Raw genomic sequence first — 17,005 nt, 5'->3', positions numbered from 1 at the left:
GTCGTGATAGAAAACAGGGGCCCGGTACGCACGCGCACCGGGCCCCTGCCGTTTAGGTCTTACATGTCGTTGGCGGATGCCAATGGACCTGTGTTGATTGCACCCTCATAGGAATCCAGTGCGCCATCGATGGAGCCTGCTTCAACGAAGACGTCTGCAACACCGGACAAGAAGGACGGCGCCGCAGCACCGAGCCATGCATCGCCAAGCTGCTCATCAACAGATGGGAACACGAATGTTGCCAAAGTCTGGGCAGTTGCCTCGACGTCCATACCCGCATCTTGCGCGATGATTGGCAGCATTTCGTCCATCATGTCGCCAGCGTTCCACTGTGCGTTTGCTTCTGCTGTGACAGCGAGAAACTTTGCGACTGTTTCTTCGTTCTCAGCAACCCAAGCTGTTGGTGCTGATGTTACGTCGAATACCAGGATGCCGAGTTCTGTCTTCTCGTCACCGGACAGCAATGTGTTGCCGTGCTCGAGTGCGCGACGCAGCGAACCGCCCCAGCCACACATCATGTCGATGGAACCCTGTGCGATCGCAGCAGCGGAATCCGGTGGTGACATGTCGACAACTTCCAAAGACGCAACGTCTACGCCGAAGTGGTCCATCTGGCGCAAGAAGCCATAGTGGGCCGCTGTGCCGAGTGGAACCGCAACGCGCGAACCGGCCAAGTCAGCTGCGGATTCTGCAGTGATTTCGAGGTCGGAGCGTACAACGCAGTTGTCGTTGTCAGCGTAAGACACAGCAACGTCGAGCATCTGAAGGTCCTGACCAGCGGATGTTGCGACTACGAAAGGTGGAACGCCCTGAGATACGGACAATTGAACATCGCCGGATGCCATTGCAGCGGACATCGCAGTACCGGTGTCGAAGGACACCCAGTTGATTTCCATGCCGAGCGCTTCTTCGTAGGTGCCGTTCACTTTTGCGAACTGGAATGGCATTGGCCACTCGAGGAAGTAACCGACTGTGATGGCATGGCCGTCAGCCATGGCAGCAGTTGAGCCGGAAAGTGCAGCGACTGCGCCAAGTACAATGGCGCCTGTTGTTTTTTTGATCATCATGATCCCCTGTTAGTGGTATGTTGCCCGAAACGAAGTCGAACAACTTTATTGAGTTTCAGCAGTTGAAACCTTGCTTTTCGCGTCGTTAGCCTAGGTAGCGATAGGACGCGACGTCAAATCATTTCTCGGGACTGGCCCTATGGCAACAGCTAACTTGGCTATACGTCTTGATTGAATCCAAAAAGATGATCAACCCTAAGGGGCAAAATCGGGCATTCAGCCGTCTTTTTGGTCCGAAAGAAGAATAAATCTGCAAATCACCCCATAATCTCCTGCTCAGTCGGTCTGATTGAACGCCTTTTCAGAAAACCAAAACACGTCGCGTATGGTATTGGCGGGCCCTTGGGGCACATACTGGGAATGCAACGCCGCTACCCGCAACGCCGCAGCCCTATACATCACGCCCGCAAAGGGTTAGCAGCGCGCTTTAGGCCCACAATGGCCTTTGCAAACCTGTAAGGAACGGCCCGTGAAAAAGACTCTGGCAGATGCGCTCAGCGCAAAGGGATATGACACACTGACGGCCGTTCAAGAGGCATGTTTGAACCCTGAGGTTGAGGGCCGCGACCTTTTGGTGTCCGCGCAAACAGGATCAGGAAAAACGATTGGCTTCGGCCTCGCGATTGCGCCGCAGATTTTGGGCGACGGTGACCGGTTTGATCGCGCTGATGCGCCGCTTGCGTTGGTGATCGCACCGACCCGCGAATTGGCAATGCAGGTGAAACGCGAACTCGATTGGCTGTATAAAGCCGCAGGTGCGGTTGTTGTGTCCACGGTAGGCGGTATGGATATGCGCGATGAACGCCGCGCGTTGGAACGTGGCAGCCATATCGTTGTCGCCACACCAGGCCGATTGCGTGACCACGTCATGCGCAAATCCATCGACATGGATAGCCTGAAGGCTGTCGTGTTGGACGAAGCCGACGAAATGCTCGACCTCGGGTTTCGCGAAGATCTTGAATTCATCCTCGATAGCGCGCCAGAAGACCGTCAGACTTTGTTGTTTTCAGCGACGGTGCCTGCATCCATCGCCAAGCTCGCGAAGTCCTACCAAAAAGACGCAATGCGGATTGAGACTGTCAGCGCGACGTCACAGCACGCCGACATTGAATACCGTGCCTTGCGGGTGTCTGCCCGCGATGGTGAAAATGCGATCATGAACGTGCTACGCTACTACGAAGCGCCGAATGCCATCGTATTTTGTAACACCCGCGCCACTGTGAACCGCCTGACGACCCGCTTGTCAAACCGCGGATTATCGGTTGTGGCGCTGTCTGGTGAACTGTCCCAGTCCGAACGCACCCACGCCCTGCAGGCAATGCGCGATGGCCGTGCCCGGGTTTGTGTGGCGACAGATGTGGCTGCGCGCGGGATTGACCTTCCGAACCTTGAACTTGTGATCCACGCAGAATTGCCAACGAACCAAGACACCTTGTTGCACCGGTCTGGCCGCACGGGCCGCGCGGGGCGCAAAGGTGTGTCCGCAATGATCGTGCCGCCAGCGTCCCGCCGCAAAGCAGAACGCCTGTTGGGGTGGGCCAAACTTACGGCAACCTGGGCGGATGCGCCGGGTGCTGACGAAGTCTTAGCCAAAGACGAAGAACGCATGTTGGGAAATCCATCCTGGCTTGAACCCGTCGCCGACGGTGAACGTGAAACAGTTGAAAAACTGACCAAGGCTTTCACCGCCGAACAAATCGCCGCGTCTTACCTGCGTCTGTACCGCGAACGTAACACAGCGCCAGAGGATTTGGCCGATGTTGGTGCAGCCCCTGCCCCGCGTGCGGCGTTTGGGGCCAGCGTGTGGTTTTCGCTGGCAGGGGGGCGCGCAACGGGCGCTGACCCGCGCCGCCTGCTGCCGATGCTGTGCAAAATGGGCAACATCACCAAGGACGACATTGGTGCGATCCGTATCCAGCCAAAGGAATCCATGTTCGAAATCCGCGATACTGCGGTTGACGGTTTTCTAAAGGCCGTTGGATCAGCGATGACCATGGAAGACGGCGCAATTCTGATGCGTCTGAACGGAAAACCCAAACTGGACCCACAGCCACGCCGCGAAAGCCACGGTGGCAAACCCGGCGGCAAGCGCGAACCAAAAAAATGGGACAAACCACGTGATGATGCGGATGCGCCCGCGTCCAAACCCGAAGGCAAAAGCTGGGGCAAACCCCGTACGGCACCCACAGACGCCAAACCAAAATCCAAGGGAACAACAGCACCCGTGGATTGGAACGACGCACCAGAAGAGCGCCGCAAGAAGCCAAAAGGTGGGGCGAAACCTTCATTTGGCGGCAAGCCCAAAGGTGGTCCAGCCAAAGATCACGATGGTGCGGTCAGCACACCAAAGAAGCACCGAAAATCCGGTGATGGCCATCCTGCCAGCAAACGCATGGACGGCCCGCCAAGAGGAAAACCGAAAAGCAAGCCACCCGCCGGAACATCGCCAGCAGGTAAGCCATCCAGTAAGAAAAACCGTGCGCGTCAGGCCGCCGTCAAAGCGGCTTCGAAAGCTGGCGGAAATACCCCGCCCAAGCGCAAGGGCTAATCGGGTCTAGGTGATCACATCGGGCGTTGTGCGCCCGATGGTGTCTTGCATCGCGCAGATCGCCTGTGCCGCATCACGCACTTGGGCCAGCGCGTCTTGGGTGTCTTGCGTCACATCACCACCTAGACCGGAGAATTGTTCAAGATAAAGCCGCAAGGTCGCGCCTTGTGTCCCCGTACCTGACAGGCGGAACACAGCACGGGCACCGCCCTCAAATGCAATCCGAACGCCTTGGTTTTTGCTGACTGATCCATCAACCGGGTCATGGTATGAAAACTCATCCGCCGACGCGACGGTCAATGCGCCGTGGGATTGCCCCGCCAATTCGGACAACTTGGCGCGCAAACCACCCATCAGGGCATCCGCCTGTTCTGTCGGCACGTCTTCGTAATCGAAACGGGAATAGTAATCACGCCCGTAAGTCTGCCAATGATCCTGCACAACATCCGCAACAGATTGCTTGCGCACCGCCAGAATGTTCAGCCACAGCAGAACCGCCCAAAGCCCGTCTTTTTCGCGAACGTGGTCAGACCCTGTTCCCGCGCTTTCTTCGCCGCAAATCGTGACCTTTCCGGCGTCGAGCAAATTCCCGAAAAACTTCCAGCCGGTCGGCGTTTCATACGACCCGATGCCGAGCTTTTCTGCCACCCGGTCGCTTGCTGCACTTGTTGGCATAGACCGCGCGATGCCGGCCAAACCGCCGGAATACGCAGGCGCGAGGTGGGCATTTGCGGCCAGAATAGCAAGGCTGTCAGACGGTGTGACATAGGCCCCGCGCCCGACAATCATGTTGCGATCCCCATCACCGTCAGAGGCCGCCCCGATATCAGGCGCATGATCCGACATCATCAAATCCATGAGGGATTTTGCCCAAATCGGGTTAGGGTCCGGGTGGCCATTGCCGAAATCTTCAAGCGGGGTGCCGTTGACGACAGTGCCTTTCGCCGCACCCAAGGTGCCTTCGATAATCGCGGTCGCGTAGGGGCCTGTCACCGCATGCATGGCGTCAAACTGCATCGTAAATCCGCCCTGAAACAATGCGCGAATGGCGTTGAAATCGAACAGCGTTTCCATCAGCCCTTCGTAATCTGTCACGGGATCGACGATCTGCACTTTCATGTCGCCCAAATGCGCGGTGCCAATACTGGCGAGGTCAATGTCTTGTGCATCAACCGTTCTATATTCGGTTATGGATTTCGTCGCCTCAAACATCTTCGCGGTCAGGTTTTCCGGCGCGGGGCCACCGTTTTCGGCGTTGAACTTCACCCCGAAATCTTCGTCGATCCCGCCGGGATTGTGGCTTGCGGATAGGATAAACCCGCCGTCAGTCTTGTTAAGGCGGATAAGGTGCGATGCTGCCGGGGTCGACAGGATGCCATTTTGGCCGACGATCACTTCGCTTGCGCCATTTCCAGCAGCCATCTTCAGAATTGTCTGGATGGCTTGTTTGTTAAAGTAGCGCCCGTCACCGCCGACAACAAACCGCTTCCCCTGCCCACCGCCAATGGCGTCAAACGTCGCTTGAATGAAATTTTCAAGATACCCGGGCGTCATGAAAACACGCGTCTTTTTACGCAGGCCGGACGTGCCAGGCATCTGGCCATCAATCGGGGTCGTCGGAATGATCTTGAGGGTCATGTGTCTACCTTTCGGGGTGTTGCGCCGCGCCCGGCAGCATTCATCATTTGCGATGTTGCGATCAAACGGGCGTCCCCGCCAAGGTTTTCAAGCGTCACATCATATTTACGCCGCCAATTCGGATGCTGGTCAATCGTACCAGGTAAGTTCTGCGCCTCGACCTCACCCAAGATATCGTCAAGCTGGACGGCCACAAGATCGGCCGAAGACGACGCAAGGCGATTGTGGATGTCTGATCTGAAATCTGCCCCATCGCTGAGGGACGCGACTTCGCCCTTGCGATCGTCGTGCATGCGCTGCGCGGCGTGTTCATCAACCCAAGACAGTTTTTCCCACCAATCGATGTCGCGCCCGATCTCGTACCCTTTGACAGTCGGCGTGTCGTGCGTGGCGAAACATGACAGCACTTGGGATGGCAGGTGCTGTGGGTCGCGAAACGCACCGTGATCGTCTTTTTCATATTGCAGCACGGAATAGCCGTAAAACCCGTGATCGCGCATCATGTCGCGAAAACCATCCGGCACAAGGCCGAGGTCTTCACCAATCACGGCGCATGAATGTCGCTCTGCTTCGATCTTGATAACGGCCAAGAGGCTTTCGAAAGGCTGGCGAATATAAGCGCCTGCGCTGCCATCATCCGGAATCCAGAAGCTGCGGTTCAGACCAAGAACATGATCGATCCTGATGATGCCCGCATGACGCATGGTTTGCGCCAGGATACGGCGCAGGGGCGCATAGCGAAGGGCCGTGAGTTTGCGCGGCGCAAAGGCGGCAAGATCCCAATTTTGGCCTTCGGGACTAAGGTGATCAGGCGGGGCGCCGATGGACACCCCCGTCGCAACCGCATCTTGTTCACACCAGCTTTCGGCGCCATCACGCCGCGATCCGACAGCAAGATCAAGGTAAAGACCGAGAGACATATCGGCCGCCTTGGCGCGGCCTTGCGCCTGCGCCAATTGTGTCGCGGCGACCCATTGCAGCCACATGTGAAATTCGATGCGCGTTTTCTTCGGGCTCGTCGGCTTATCGGGCCACGCGCGCCAATCGGTGCCGTGCAGCTCGCTCAGGGCTTCGAATTTGGCAAAGTTGGCAAGATCGGGGCCACCGTCTGTTCTGAATTTCGCGAATGCAGATTTTGCAGCGTTGTCACCCGACGTCTTGAAGGTTTTGAACAGCGTTTCAAGCGCGGTGCTATGTGCATCTTTGTGGGCTTGATATTGGACTGTATCGGCGCTGCATGTTTGCGCAAATTCGGTTAGGTCTGGCGCCACGTCCAAACCCGGCACATGATCAAGCGCGATGTAGGTCGTGTTCAAAAACCCGCGGTGGGACGGGGAATAGGGGCTTATTGCCGCGCGGTCGCAGTAGCCCATCGTATGGAGTGGATTTACGCCGATGAACCCGGCGCCTTGTTTGGCAAAAACTTCTCCCAGTTGGGCGAGGTCTTCAAAATCACCTAGCCCGGTATTCCGGCCAGATCGTACCCCATAAAGCGCGATGGTCGTGCCCCATAGCGTGTCCCGCCCTGTCAGTGTCGCGATGTCTGGCAGGCGGCGCGGGGCGGCCAAGACAGTGATAATCTCCGTGCGGCCCGACGCGCTGGCGGTCAGCGTGTAGATGCCCGATGCCAGCGGTGGGATCGTGATGTAATCGCGTGGCTCGCCGGACACGATGATTTCATCGCTGCCATCAAGGCGAATATCCCACTCTGCGCCCAGTCCGAATTCTTGCGGCGTTTCGACACCGCTTTCGACGATGACTTCTTGGGGGAACCAACGGTCGTCAACCTCATGACGCAGCGCGTGTAGCGACGCGCGAATGGCATCATCATTTGAAACATCAATCCCGTTGGCCGCCAAAAGCGCGCGTTGGGTTTCTGGCGAAGTGACCCTTTCACCGCCATTCAACCCATAAAAACTAGGGAGGATTCCGCAAAGATCGGCAAGGGCCGAAAGGTCGTGGTTAACACTCATTCGCCATCTTCCCGTTGAAGACCAAACGCGACAACAGATTCACCGGCGATGGTTACGAACGCGCCAGAAAAATCGCCCGATGGCCGATCCGTATCAATTTCACGGACCCAACGATGACCTGAGGGCGCTTTGGGGACAACCACATCAGCAACCTCGACGTCGCGATTGAAGACGATGAAAACCGCGTCGTCACATGGATCATATTCAGGCGCATCGGCAGAACAGCGCAGGGTCAAACACAGGTTCGCAAGCCCCGGATCACGCCATCCGAGGGGCTCGCCATTGAAATCAGTCCATTCCACATCCGGCAGGCCATCATCCGGCCGCGCGCCACCATGCAGGAACCGTTGCTGGCGCACGCTGACGTGGGTTTTACGAAACGCAGACAGCCGCGCCACAAAAGCGGTCAGATCTTGGTCGGCATGATCCCAGTTAAGCCAACCAATATCGTTGTCTTGGCAATAGGCATTGTTGTTACCTTGCTGCGAATTGGCAAATTCATCCCCCGCCAAAAGCATCGGAGTGCCTTGCGACAAAAACAATGTCGCCAACATGTTGCGTTGTCGTTTTGACCGTATGGCATTGATTGTTGGATCGTCGGTGTAACCTTCGACGCCACAATTATCGCTGTAATTTGAATGATGCCCGTCGCGGTTGTTTTCTGTGTTGGCCTCATTGTGGCGCTTTGAAAACCGGGTCGTGTCGGCAAGGGTGAACCCGTCATGGGACGCAATGAAATTCACCGAAGCGTCGCTGCGCCGCCCGCTGTGTTCAAATTTATCCGCTGATCCCAAAAGGCGCGCACCAAGTTCTTGGGCGCTGTGTGCATCGCCGCGCCAGTAGCGCCGCACGGTGTCGCGGTAGCTGTCATTCCATTCCGAGAATTCAGGTGGGAACCCGCCCAGACGATAGCCCCCCGGACCGATGTCCCAAGGTTCAGCGATCATGCGGACCTTGGACAAGACCGGATCTTGGCGCAGGGCATCAAAGAACCCACCTTTGGGATCAAACCCATGATCTTCGCGCCCCATCGTTGTGGCCAAATCAAACCGGAACCCGTCAACGCCCATGTCCTCAACCCAGAACCGCAGGCTGTCCATGACCATGCGCAACACGGCCGGATGGGCAACATTCAAGGTGTTTCCGCACCCTGTATCATTGACGTAGTAGCGTGATTGCCCTGCCGTGAGGCGGTAGTAGGACGCATTGTCGAGCCCTCGAAAGCTCAGCGTTGGACCGCGCTGATCGCCTTCGGCTGTATGGTTGTAAACAACATCGAGGATGACCTCGATTCCTGCGGTGTGGAACCGATCCACCATATCGCGAAACCCGCGCAAGCCGCCTGGCCCAAAATAGCGCGGTTCGGGGGCGAAGAACCCGATGGAATTGTAACCCCAGTAATTTCGCAAACCGCGTTCGACCAAGAATTTATCATCAACAAAACTATGCACCGGCAACAGTTCAATCGCCTGCACCCCGATGTTGTGCAAGTGGTCGATCATAACATCAGACGCGAGCCCCTCGTACGTGCCACGCAGGGTTTCCGGAACGCCATCCAGTGCCATCGTTGCACCTTTTGGGTGGGCTTCGTAGATCAGATCAAGGTCAGATTTTGTGTGTTCGCCAGACGCCATACCGCTGAACATTGCAGGGTTAGACACCACCGATTTCGGCACGAACGCCGCACTGTCGCGCGTATCAAACGACAGATCGTTTTTCGGCGATCCATCCACGTACCCAAGCGTCACCGCAGAGTTGACCCAATCACCAAACATTTCGCGCGTGTAAGGATCAAGGAGAAGTTTATGCGAATTGAAACGATGCCCTTGTTCGGGCGCGTAGGGGCCATGGGCACGCAACCCATAAAGCGTGCCCACGGGCAGGCCCGCAATATAACCATGCCAGATTGAACCCGTGCGTTCGGGCAGTGCAATGCGCGCCGTTTCTTGCGTGCCATCATCGGAAAACAGGCACACCTCAATCAGGGTGGCGTTTTCCGAAAAGACGGCGAAGTTGACGCCGCGCCCGTCATGATGGGCGCCCATCCGGTGCGGGGTTCCGGCGGAAAGATCGGGATGGGACATGGGGGAATTAACGCTCCTGCGCGAGGCTGTAGACGTCCAGATATTTAGCTGCCGAAAGATCCCAGCCAACAGGGTGGCGCATGGCACGGCGCATCATGGACGCCCATGTTTTTGGCTGTGCATAAGCATGGATGGTGCGGGTGATGGCGTGGCCCAGCATTGTGGCGTTGATCGGGGCGAACTGGAAACCAGTCGCAACATCCGCCAACATCGCGGCCTCATTTGCATCGATCACCGTGTCGGCCAGCCCGCCGGTGCGCGCGACGACCGGCAACGTGCCATAGCGCAACCCGTACAATTGGGTCAGCCCACAGGGTTCGAACCGCGATGGGATCAAAATTGCATCGCTGCCCGCCTGCATCAAATGCGACAGGTCTTCGTCATACCCGATGATCGTTCCGACCGATCCGGCGTGACGGTTGGATGCTGCAATGAATTCTTTTTCGAGATGCGGATCACCTGATCCGAGAAGCGCCAGGCGCCCGCCTTGCGCGACCATCGATGGCAGACATTCCAGCAACAGATCCAGCCCCTTTTGGGATGTCATGCGGCTGACCACACAAAACAGCGGGCCATCGCCCGTCAGGTTGAACCGTTTTTCAAGCTCGGCCCGGTTCGCGGCTTTGCCTTTGAAACTGCGGGCCGTGTAATTGGCAACCAGCGTCGGATCGGTTTCAGGGTTCCAAACGTCCAGATCAATTCCGTTCAAGATACCATGCAAATCACCGGCACGGGCGCGCAACAAACCATCCAAACCCATCCCAAAATCGGGCGTAAGAAGTTCGGCGGCATACGTCGGGCTGACCGTTGTGATCTTGTCAGACATCACAAGTGCGGCCTTAAGATAGCTGATTTTGCCGAAATATTCGATGCCATCGGGTGTGTAATGTTCGGAATCCAGCCGCAGCACATTAAGCCGCGATGGCGCGAAGTTGCCTTGGAACGCAATGTTGTGGATCGTGGTGACGACCGGTGGGGTTGGCTGACCGCTTTGGCGTAGGTACACAGGGATGAGGCCCGCCTGCCAATCATGCGCGTTGATAACGTCTGGCGTCCAGTTTTTGATCGCGCCAAGGCCGATCTGCGCACCGACATAGGACAGCGCCGCATACCGCACATCATTGTCCGGCCAGTCTTGCCCATCGGGGCCGAGGTAAATTGACCCTTCACGATCAAACAAATGCGGCGCGTCTAGCAAAAGCAGATCAAGGCCCTCGGCCTTAACGGCCAAAACCTGCGCCGGACCGCCGAACAGATCATCAAACGCGATAACCTGTTTTCCCGACGCGGCCAGCCCCTGGATCGCCGGATAAGCCGGAATAAGAACCCGCGTCGTCACGCCCATATCGCCAAGCGCCTTTGGGACGGCACCGATAACATCGGCAAGCCCGCCCGTTTTGACGAAAGGCGCACATTCGGACGCGACGAAAAGCAGGTTCATGTCAGCTGTCCAATTTATCGATCATGGATTGCGTGATCAGACAAATACCATTGTCCGTGCGCCGGAACCGTGCGGCATCATCTTTGGCGTTTTCGCCCACGACAAGCCCTTCGGGAATGACCACACCGCGATCCAACACTACATTCGTCAAACGCGCACTGCGGTGGATTTCCGCATAAGGCATCGCGACCACCCCTTCGAGCTGCGAATACGAATGCGTGCGCACCCCCGTGAACAAGAAACACCGATCAAGCGTGGAACCAGACACAATGCAGCCGCCCGACACCATAGAGGACACAGCATGGCCACGGCGGCCTTTTTCGTTGTGGATGAATTTCGCAGGCGCGGTAAGTTCGGAATATGTCCAGATCGGCCATGTGTTGTCGTATAGATCAAGCTCTGGTTTGAAATCAGTCAGATCGACGTTGGCTTGCCAGAATGCGTCAACCGTACCCACGTCGCGCCAGTATGGTTTTTCTTCAAGGCCCGAGCGCACGCAAGACCGGCTGAACGGGTGCGCGATCGCTTTGCCGTTTTTCACGATGTCGGGGATGATATCGCCGCCGAAATCATGGCCATAACCGTCCTTCGCCTCAGCCGCCTTCAGCATCTCGCAAAGCTTTTCGGTTTCAAAGACGTAAATACCCATGCTGGCGAGCGCCATTTCCGGATGGCCCGGCATCGGGGGCGGATCGGCGGGCTTTTCCACGAAGTCGAGGATCTTGTCGTTCTCGTCGCACTTCATCACACCGAAACCTGTGGCTTCCATACGGGGCACTTCGATGCAGCCGACTGTCACGTCCGCGCCGCTTTCGACGTGGTGCTTCACCATCAGCGAATAGTCTTGTTTGTAGATGTGATCACCCGCAAGGATGATGATATATTTGGGCCCGTAGCCGCGAATGATGTCGATGTTCTGGGCCACGGCATCTGCGGTGCCTTTGTACCAGTTTTCATTTCCCATCTGCTGGGACGCGGGCAGGATGTCTAAGGATTCGTTGCGCTCCGCACGCATAAAGCTCCAGCCGCGCTGTAGGTGGCGGATCAGCGAATGTGCCTTATATTGCGTCGCCACACCTATGCGCCGGATGCCGGAGTTCACAGCGTTGGACAGGGCAAAATCGATGATGCGGCTTTTGCCGCCAAAATACATCGCCGGTTTGGCCCGGATGTCTGTCAGTTCAAACAATCGGCTGCCGCGCCCCCCTGCAAGCACAAATGCCATGGTTTGCTGCGCGAGCCTTGTAGATTCTCTGTCCATCGGTCGTCCTCCCTTAGTATTTGTTTTTCCGCCTTAGCTTTCTGCATCCAGTTCGAAAAATAAAGTCGACAGCGGCGGGATCGTGAGTGAAACAGAATGCGCCCTCCCAGACGCAGCAATCTGTTCACTCTGGACCGATCCCATATTGCCACGGTCGCCCCCTGCATAAATCGCAGCATCTGAATTCAAACGCTCAATCCATTTTCCCGCCTGCGGCACACCGATCCGGCGCGCGTGGCGTTCAATTGGTGTAAAGTTACACACAACCAACACAGGGGCTGTGCCATTGGTACCACGGCGCACCCACGCGAAGATGGATTCATCCGCCGCACCTTCCTCGAGCCACTCAAAACCTTCGGGCTTGCAATCAAGCTGGTGAAGGGCGGGAAGATCGCGATGCAACGCATTAAGATCGCGCACAAGATTTTGCATGCCTTGGTGCTGCGGGTGATCCAGCAAATGCCAATCGAGGCTGCTGTCATGGTTCCATTCCGCGCCTTGGGCGAATTCACAGCCCATGAACAACAGCTTCTTGCCCGGGTGGCCCCACATGAATCCGTAGTAAGCGCGCAGGTTGGCAAACTGGTCGTCGCCCTGCCCCGGCATTTTTTCGATCATGGACCCTTTGCCATGCACGACTTCGTCGTGGCTGATCGGCAGAACAAAGTTTTCGCTAAACGCGTAGTGCAAGCCGAACGTCATCTTGTGGTGGTGGTATTTGCGGTGGATCGGGTCTTCTTGCATGTACGACAGCGTGTCGTTCATCCAGCCCATATTCCATTTGAACCCGAAACCAAGGCCGCTGTGATCAACAGGGGCGCTGACGCCCGGAAACGCGGTGGATTCTTCGGCGATGGTCATGATGCCCGGCACTTCGCCATACGCGACGGTGTTGGTGCGACGCAGAACATCGATTGCTTCCAGGTTTTCGCGCCCGCCGTCTTTATTCGGAATCCATTCGCCGTCTTTACGCGAATAATCGCGGTACAGCATTGACGCGACGGCATCGACGCGAAGCCCGTCGATGTGGTGTTCTTTCAACCAATACAACGCGTTGGCAACGATGTAATTGGACACCTCAGCGCGGCCATAGTTGAAGACCAGCGTGTTCCAATCAGGATGGAACCCCTCTTTGCGATCAGCGTGTTCATAAAGAGGCGTGCCATCGAATTTACCCAAACCGTGCGCATCTTCGGGGAAATGACCCGGCACCCAATCGAGGATCAGGCCGATGTCAGCCTTATGACAGGCTTCGACAAAGGCGCGGAATTCTTCGAGGGTGCCGTGGCGGATTGTGGGGGCGTAAAGACCGACAGGTTGATAGCCCCATGATCCGTCAAATGGGAATTCCGACACCGGCATAAGTTCGATATGCGTGAAACCAAGGTCTTTAGCATAGCTGACCAATTGGTCCGCGTGTTCCATGTAGGACAACGGGCGATTGCCGTCCTCCGGGACGCGCCGCCATGACCCTAGATGCACTTCGTACACAGAAATCGGTTGATCAATGCGATGCAATGCCTCGCGCTTGGTCATCCATGTTTTGTCGGTCCATTTATGGCCGTCCAGTTTACGGACCACGGACGCGGTTTTGGGCGGATGTTCCGAGCCAAAGCCGAACGGGTCGGCCTTTTGTGGCAGGACGTTGCCGTGCCCATCGAGAAGTTCGTACTTATACGGTTCGCCATCGCCAAGGCCCGGCATGAAAATTTCCCAAACGCCCGTCGCACCGCGCTTACGCATCGGGTTGCGCCGCCCGTCCCAGCCGTTGAAATTGCCGACAACTGACACGCGGCGGGCGTTCGGCGCCCAGACCGCAAAGTGGGTTCCATCAACGCCGTCATGGGTCATCACATGGGCGCCCAGAACTCTCCAAAGATCGAGGTGCGCGCCCTCGGAAATCAGGTGTTCGTCAAGTTCACCCAGCACAGGCCCAAAACTGTAGGGATCATCAATTTCCCAAACATGTTCGCCCTTCGTGATCTGAAGACGATAGGCAAACGCCTTTTTGCGCCGTGCGGCCGTGCCTGTGAAAACACCGTGCCCCTGCGTTGTCAGCGAAAGAACCTTTTTGCCAGTCTTTGCATCCAAAACATCAATTTCATCGGCTTCCGGGTGGAATGCGCGCAGGGTGACTTTACCGTCCACAACATGCTGGCCGAGAGCAGAAAACAAATCCCCATGCGTACCGGCAGAAATGGCTTGTGCGTCGTGGTCGTTGATCATGTCGCCCCCTAACTGCGCCGGTTATTCAACCGACTTCGCACCCCAGATGTCATCCGCATATCCGCGGATTGTACGGTCCGATGAGAACCACCCCATGCCTGCGGTGTTGGCCGCTGCCATCCGGGTCCAGCGCGTAACGTCTTGATACACTGCATCAACTTCGCGCTGCTTGGCAAAGTAATTGTCGAAATCGCAGCTGACCAAGAAATAATCGTGCTCGTACAAATTGTGCAAAATGTCCGAATACCGATGGTGATCGCCATTCGAAAACACACCGCCCGCGATTTGACCAAGCACGCGGGACAACTTGGGTGAGCTTTCAATCGCGCGGCGTGAATAGCCGTGATCCTTGCGTTTTTCTGTGGCTTCCGCCGCTGTCAGTCCAAACAAGAAGAAGTTTTCCGCGCCTACATGTTCACGAATTTCTACATTTGCACCGTCCAACGTGCCGATGGTCGGGCTGCCATTAAGGGACAGCTTCATGTTGCCTGTGCCAGACGCCTCTTTGCCTGCGGTCGAAATTTGTTCGGACAGGTCAGACGCCGGAATCAGGATTTCCGCCATCGAGACGTTGTAGTTTTCAGGATAAACCACCTGCAGGAATTCGCGTGTGATCGGATCATTGTTGATCGTCGCAGCAACATCGTTGATCAATCGAATGATCGATTTCGCGAGAGCATATCCAGGTGCGGCCTTACCGCCAAAAATCTTAACGCGCGGCGTCCAGTTGCCATTCGGATTGTCACGGATGTCGTTCCACAATGCGATGGTTTCCAGAATGTTCAGGTGCTGGCGCTTGTATTCATGGATGCGTTTGATCTGGATGTCGAACATGGCAGACGTATCCAAGGTCACGTCGCTGCGTTCTTGCAACCATGCCGCCAAACGATCCTTGTTTGTCGACTTAGCTGCGCGGTAGGCCTCTTGGAACGATGCATCATCAAGATGGGCGTTCAGGTCGGTCAAACGTTCCAGATCAGACTCCCAGCCGGTACCGATCGTGTCGGTGATCAAACCGCGAAGCGCCGGGTTACAGGAATACAGCCAGCGGCGCGGCGTGATACCGTTTGTCTGGTTCAAAATCCGGTTCGGGTAGGCCGCGTTCAGGTCGTGGAACACGGTTTCCTTTACCAGATCGGAATGGAGGGCCGATACACCGTTGACGCTGTGCGCCATGATGAACGCCAGTTCACCCATTTTGACGTTGCCATGTTCGATAATACGAATGTCAGACCCGGTGGCCGCAATGTGGCGATCCTGGATGATTTCGATAATGCGATAGTGGCGCGGCAAAATCCGCGCAAACAAATCCGCAGGCCACTTTTCAAGGGCTTCGGGCAGCAACGTGTGGTTGGTGTATCCAAGGCACTTGCGGGCCATATCAATGGCTTCATCAAAGCTGAAATCATGCTTGTCGACCAAAAGACGGATTAATTCCGGCCCGGCAATTGCGGGGTGTGTGTCATTCAATTGGATTGCAACGTGATCATGCAAATCACGGATGTCATAGCCTTCGTAATCATGGCGACGCAGCAGGTCTTTGATCGATGCAGACGTGAAAAAGTATTCCTGCTTCAGGCGGAGTTCCTTGCCCTCGGTCGTTGTGTCGTCCGGATACAAGACCCGGGAAATCGTACGTGCCAAACGTTCGGGCGCATTCGCGCCGACATAATCGCCGCGATTGAAACTTTCGAGGTCAAACAATTTGATCGGCTTAGCGGCCCACAGGCGCAATGTATTCGCCCATTTGGCCTGCCAACCGACAACCGGTGTATCATAAGCAGACGCTAAAACCGTTTCAGACGGGTTCCAGTTGGCCTTGCCGTTCTCTTCGCTCACGTAGCCGCCAAAATGGATTTTGTAGGCGACTTCGGGGCGTTCAAATTCCCAAACGTGCGATTGGGCAAGCCACCCTTCGGCGGTTTCGGTCTGCTGACCATTCTCAAAATGTTGTTCGAACAACCCATGTTCGTAGCGGATGCCGTAGCCATAGGCCGGAATCGCGAGCGTCGCGAGGCTGTCCATAAAACATGCCGCCAAACGGCCAAGGCCGCCATTACCCAGTGCCGCATCAGGTTCTTCTTTGACCACTTCGTAATAGTCTTGCCCCAGCGCTTTCATCGCCTCAACGGCCATGTCTTCCACTTGCAGGTTGATCGTCACGTCCTCAATTAGACGGCCAATCAGGAATTCCATCGACAGGTAATAGACGCGCTTGTGCTTTCCATCATAGGTTTTACGGGTTGATGCGAACCACGGTTCAACCACGCGGTCACGCAGCGCCAATGACAAAGCCATCCGCCAATCGTGCAGGCTGGCATGGCTCGCGTCTTTGCCGATCGACAATTTTAAATGCCGCGAGATATCGCCCTGCAAATCATCAGCCGTAAGCGCAATTTTGTCGTGTACCGTCATTGTTCCGTTCCATTCAGGTCAAGGACCATTTGGCATGTGTTTAAGGTCTTTCACACGCTGAGATAGCGCTAACACATACTGCCAATGCTGCATCCGCACAACGGATAATATCACGGGCACTTTGGTCTGCGTCGGCACACGGCTCTTTCCCCCAAAACAGCAGTAATGCACTTAAAGGAAAGGGCGCGAAATTTACAAACTGCCCGCACTTCCTCGACGGTCATGAACCAATAAAACGATCCGGTAATTCATGATCGAGAATAGAATTCTCGGCGTTATGAAGGCCTGCGTACACGTAAAGCTTGTTAGAATCGCTTCTGCGTGTTTCGATTTGATTAGTAGGGTTGGGGAA

At 56.1% G+C, this 17,005-nt stretch carries 9 protein-coding genes; 1 reads left to right on the top strand and 8 read right to left on the bottom strand.

What is annotated here, in order from left to right:
- Positions 1 to 59: 59 nt before the first annotated feature.
- Positions 60 to 1,064 carry a taurine ABC transporter substrate-binding protein gene (locus L0664_RS00530; protein ID WP_235224874.1) on the bottom strand — a complete coding sequence of 335 codons (1,005 nt, stop codon included), beginning with the start codon at positions 1,062 to 1,064 and terminating at the stop codon, positions 60 to 62.
- Positions 1,065 to 1,536: 472 nt separating this feature from the next.
- On the opposite strand from L0664_RS00530, the gene L0664_RS00525 reads away from it, so the two are divergent.
- The gene (locus L0664_RS00525; RefSeq protein ID WP_235223668.1) at positions 1,537 to 3,615 is read left to right on the top strand and encodes a DEAD/DEAH box helicase; all 2,079 of its coding nucleotides are present in this window, start codon (positions 1,537 to 1,539) and stop codon (positions 3,613 to 3,615) included.
- A 6-nt stretch (positions 3,616 to 3,621) separates the two neighbouring features.
- Here L0664_RS00525 and L0664_RS00520 read toward each other — a convergent pair whose 3' ends face one another.
- Genes L0664_RS00520 through L0664_RS00490 form a run of 7 tightly spaced genes read right to left on the bottom strand, consistent with a single transcriptional unit; the run spans position 3,622 to position 16,653 of the window.
- Positions 3,622 to 5,253 carry an alpha-D-glucose phosphate-specific phosphoglucomutase gene (locus tag L0664_RS00520; RefSeq protein WP_235223667.1) on the bottom strand — a complete coding sequence of 544 codons (1,632 nt, stop codon included), beginning with the start codon at positions 5,251 to 5,253 and terminating at the stop codon, positions 3,622 to 3,624.
- A complete protein-coding gene (gene malQ, locus L0664_RS00515; RefSeq protein WP_235223666.1) occupies positions 5,250 to 7,226 on the bottom strand; it encodes a 4-alpha-glucanotransferase in 1,977 nt (658 codons plus the stop codon). Before malQ ends, L0664_RS00520 begins: the two co-directional genes overlap by 4 nt.
- A complete protein-coding gene (gene glgX, locus L0664_RS00510; protein ID WP_235223665.1) occupies positions 7,223 to 9,310 on the bottom strand; it encodes a glycogen debranching protein GlgX in 2,088 nt (695 codons plus the stop codon). Before glgX ends, malQ begins: the two co-directional genes overlap by 4 nt.
- 7 nt (positions 9,311 to 9,317) lie before the next feature.
- The gene (glgA, locus tag L0664_RS00505; protein ID WP_235223664.1) at positions 9,318 to 10,751 is read right to left on the bottom strand and encodes a glycogen synthase GlgA; all 1,434 of its coding nucleotides are present in this window, start codon (positions 10,749 to 10,751) and stop codon (positions 9,318 to 9,320) included.
- Position 10,752: 1 nt separating this feature from the next.
- The gene (glgC, locus tag L0664_RS00500; protein WP_235223663.1) at positions 10,753 to 12,012 is read right to left on the bottom strand and encodes a glucose-1-phosphate adenylyltransferase; all 1,260 of its coding nucleotides are present in this window, start codon (positions 12,010 to 12,012) and stop codon (positions 10,753 to 10,755) included.
- A gap of 33 nt (positions 12,013 to 12,045) precedes the next feature.
- On the bottom strand, positions 12,046 to 14,238 hold the full coding sequence (gene glgB / locus L0664_RS00495) for a 1,4-alpha-glucan branching protein GlgB (RefSeq protein ID WP_235223662.1): 2,193 nt from the start codon (positions 14,236 to 14,238) through the stop codon (positions 12,046 to 12,048).
- A gap of 21 nt (positions 14,239 to 14,259) precedes the next feature.
- The gene (locus tag L0664_RS00490; protein ID WP_235223661.1) at positions 14,260 to 16,653 is read right to left on the bottom strand and encodes a glycogen/starch/alpha-glucan phosphorylase; all 2,394 of its coding nucleotides are present in this window, start codon (positions 16,651 to 16,653) and stop codon (positions 14,260 to 14,262) included.
- Between the last annotated feature and the right edge of the window lie 352 nt (positions 16,654 to 17,005).

The sequence above is a fragment of the Octadecabacter dasysiphoniae genome (assembly GCF_021532615.1).
Taxonomy (GTDB): Bacteria; Pseudomonadota; Alphaproteobacteria; order Rhodobacterales; family Rhodobacteraceae; genus Octadecabacter; species Octadecabacter dasysiphoniae.
Note: the sequence above shows the minus strand (reverse complement) of the source record. Positions and strands in the feature narration are given on the sequence as shown.

Coding starts and splice junctions, on each gene's coding strand:
- malQ (WP_235223666.1), bottom strand. CDS start 7,226: ATGAGTGTTAACCACGACCTTTCGGCCCTTGCCGATCTTTGCGGAATC.
- L0664_RS00530 (WP_235224874.1), bottom strand. CDS start 1,064: ATGATCAAAAAAACAACAGGCGCCATTGTACTTGGCGCAGTCGCTGCA.
- glgB (WP_235223662.1), bottom strand. CDS start 14,238: ATGATCAACGACCACGACGCACAAGCCATTTCTGCCGGTACGCATGGG.
- glgC (WP_235223663.1), bottom strand. CDS start 12,012: ATGGACAGAGAATCTACAAGGCTCGCGCAGCAAACCATGGCATTTGTG.
- glgA (WP_235223664.1), bottom strand. CDS start 10,751: ATGAACCTGCTTTTCGTCGCGTCCGAATGTGCGCCTTTCGTCAAAACG.
- L0664_RS00520 (WP_235223667.1), bottom strand. CDS start 5,253: ATGACCCTCAAGATCATTCCGACGACCCCGATTGATGGCCAGATGCCT.
- L0664_RS00490 (WP_235223661.1), bottom strand. CDS start 16,653: ATGACGGTACACGACAAAATTGCGCTTACGGCTGATGATTTGCAGGGC.
- glgX (WP_235223665.1), bottom strand. CDS start 9,310: ATGTCCCATCCCGATCTTTCCGCCGGAACCCCGCACCGGATGGGCGCC.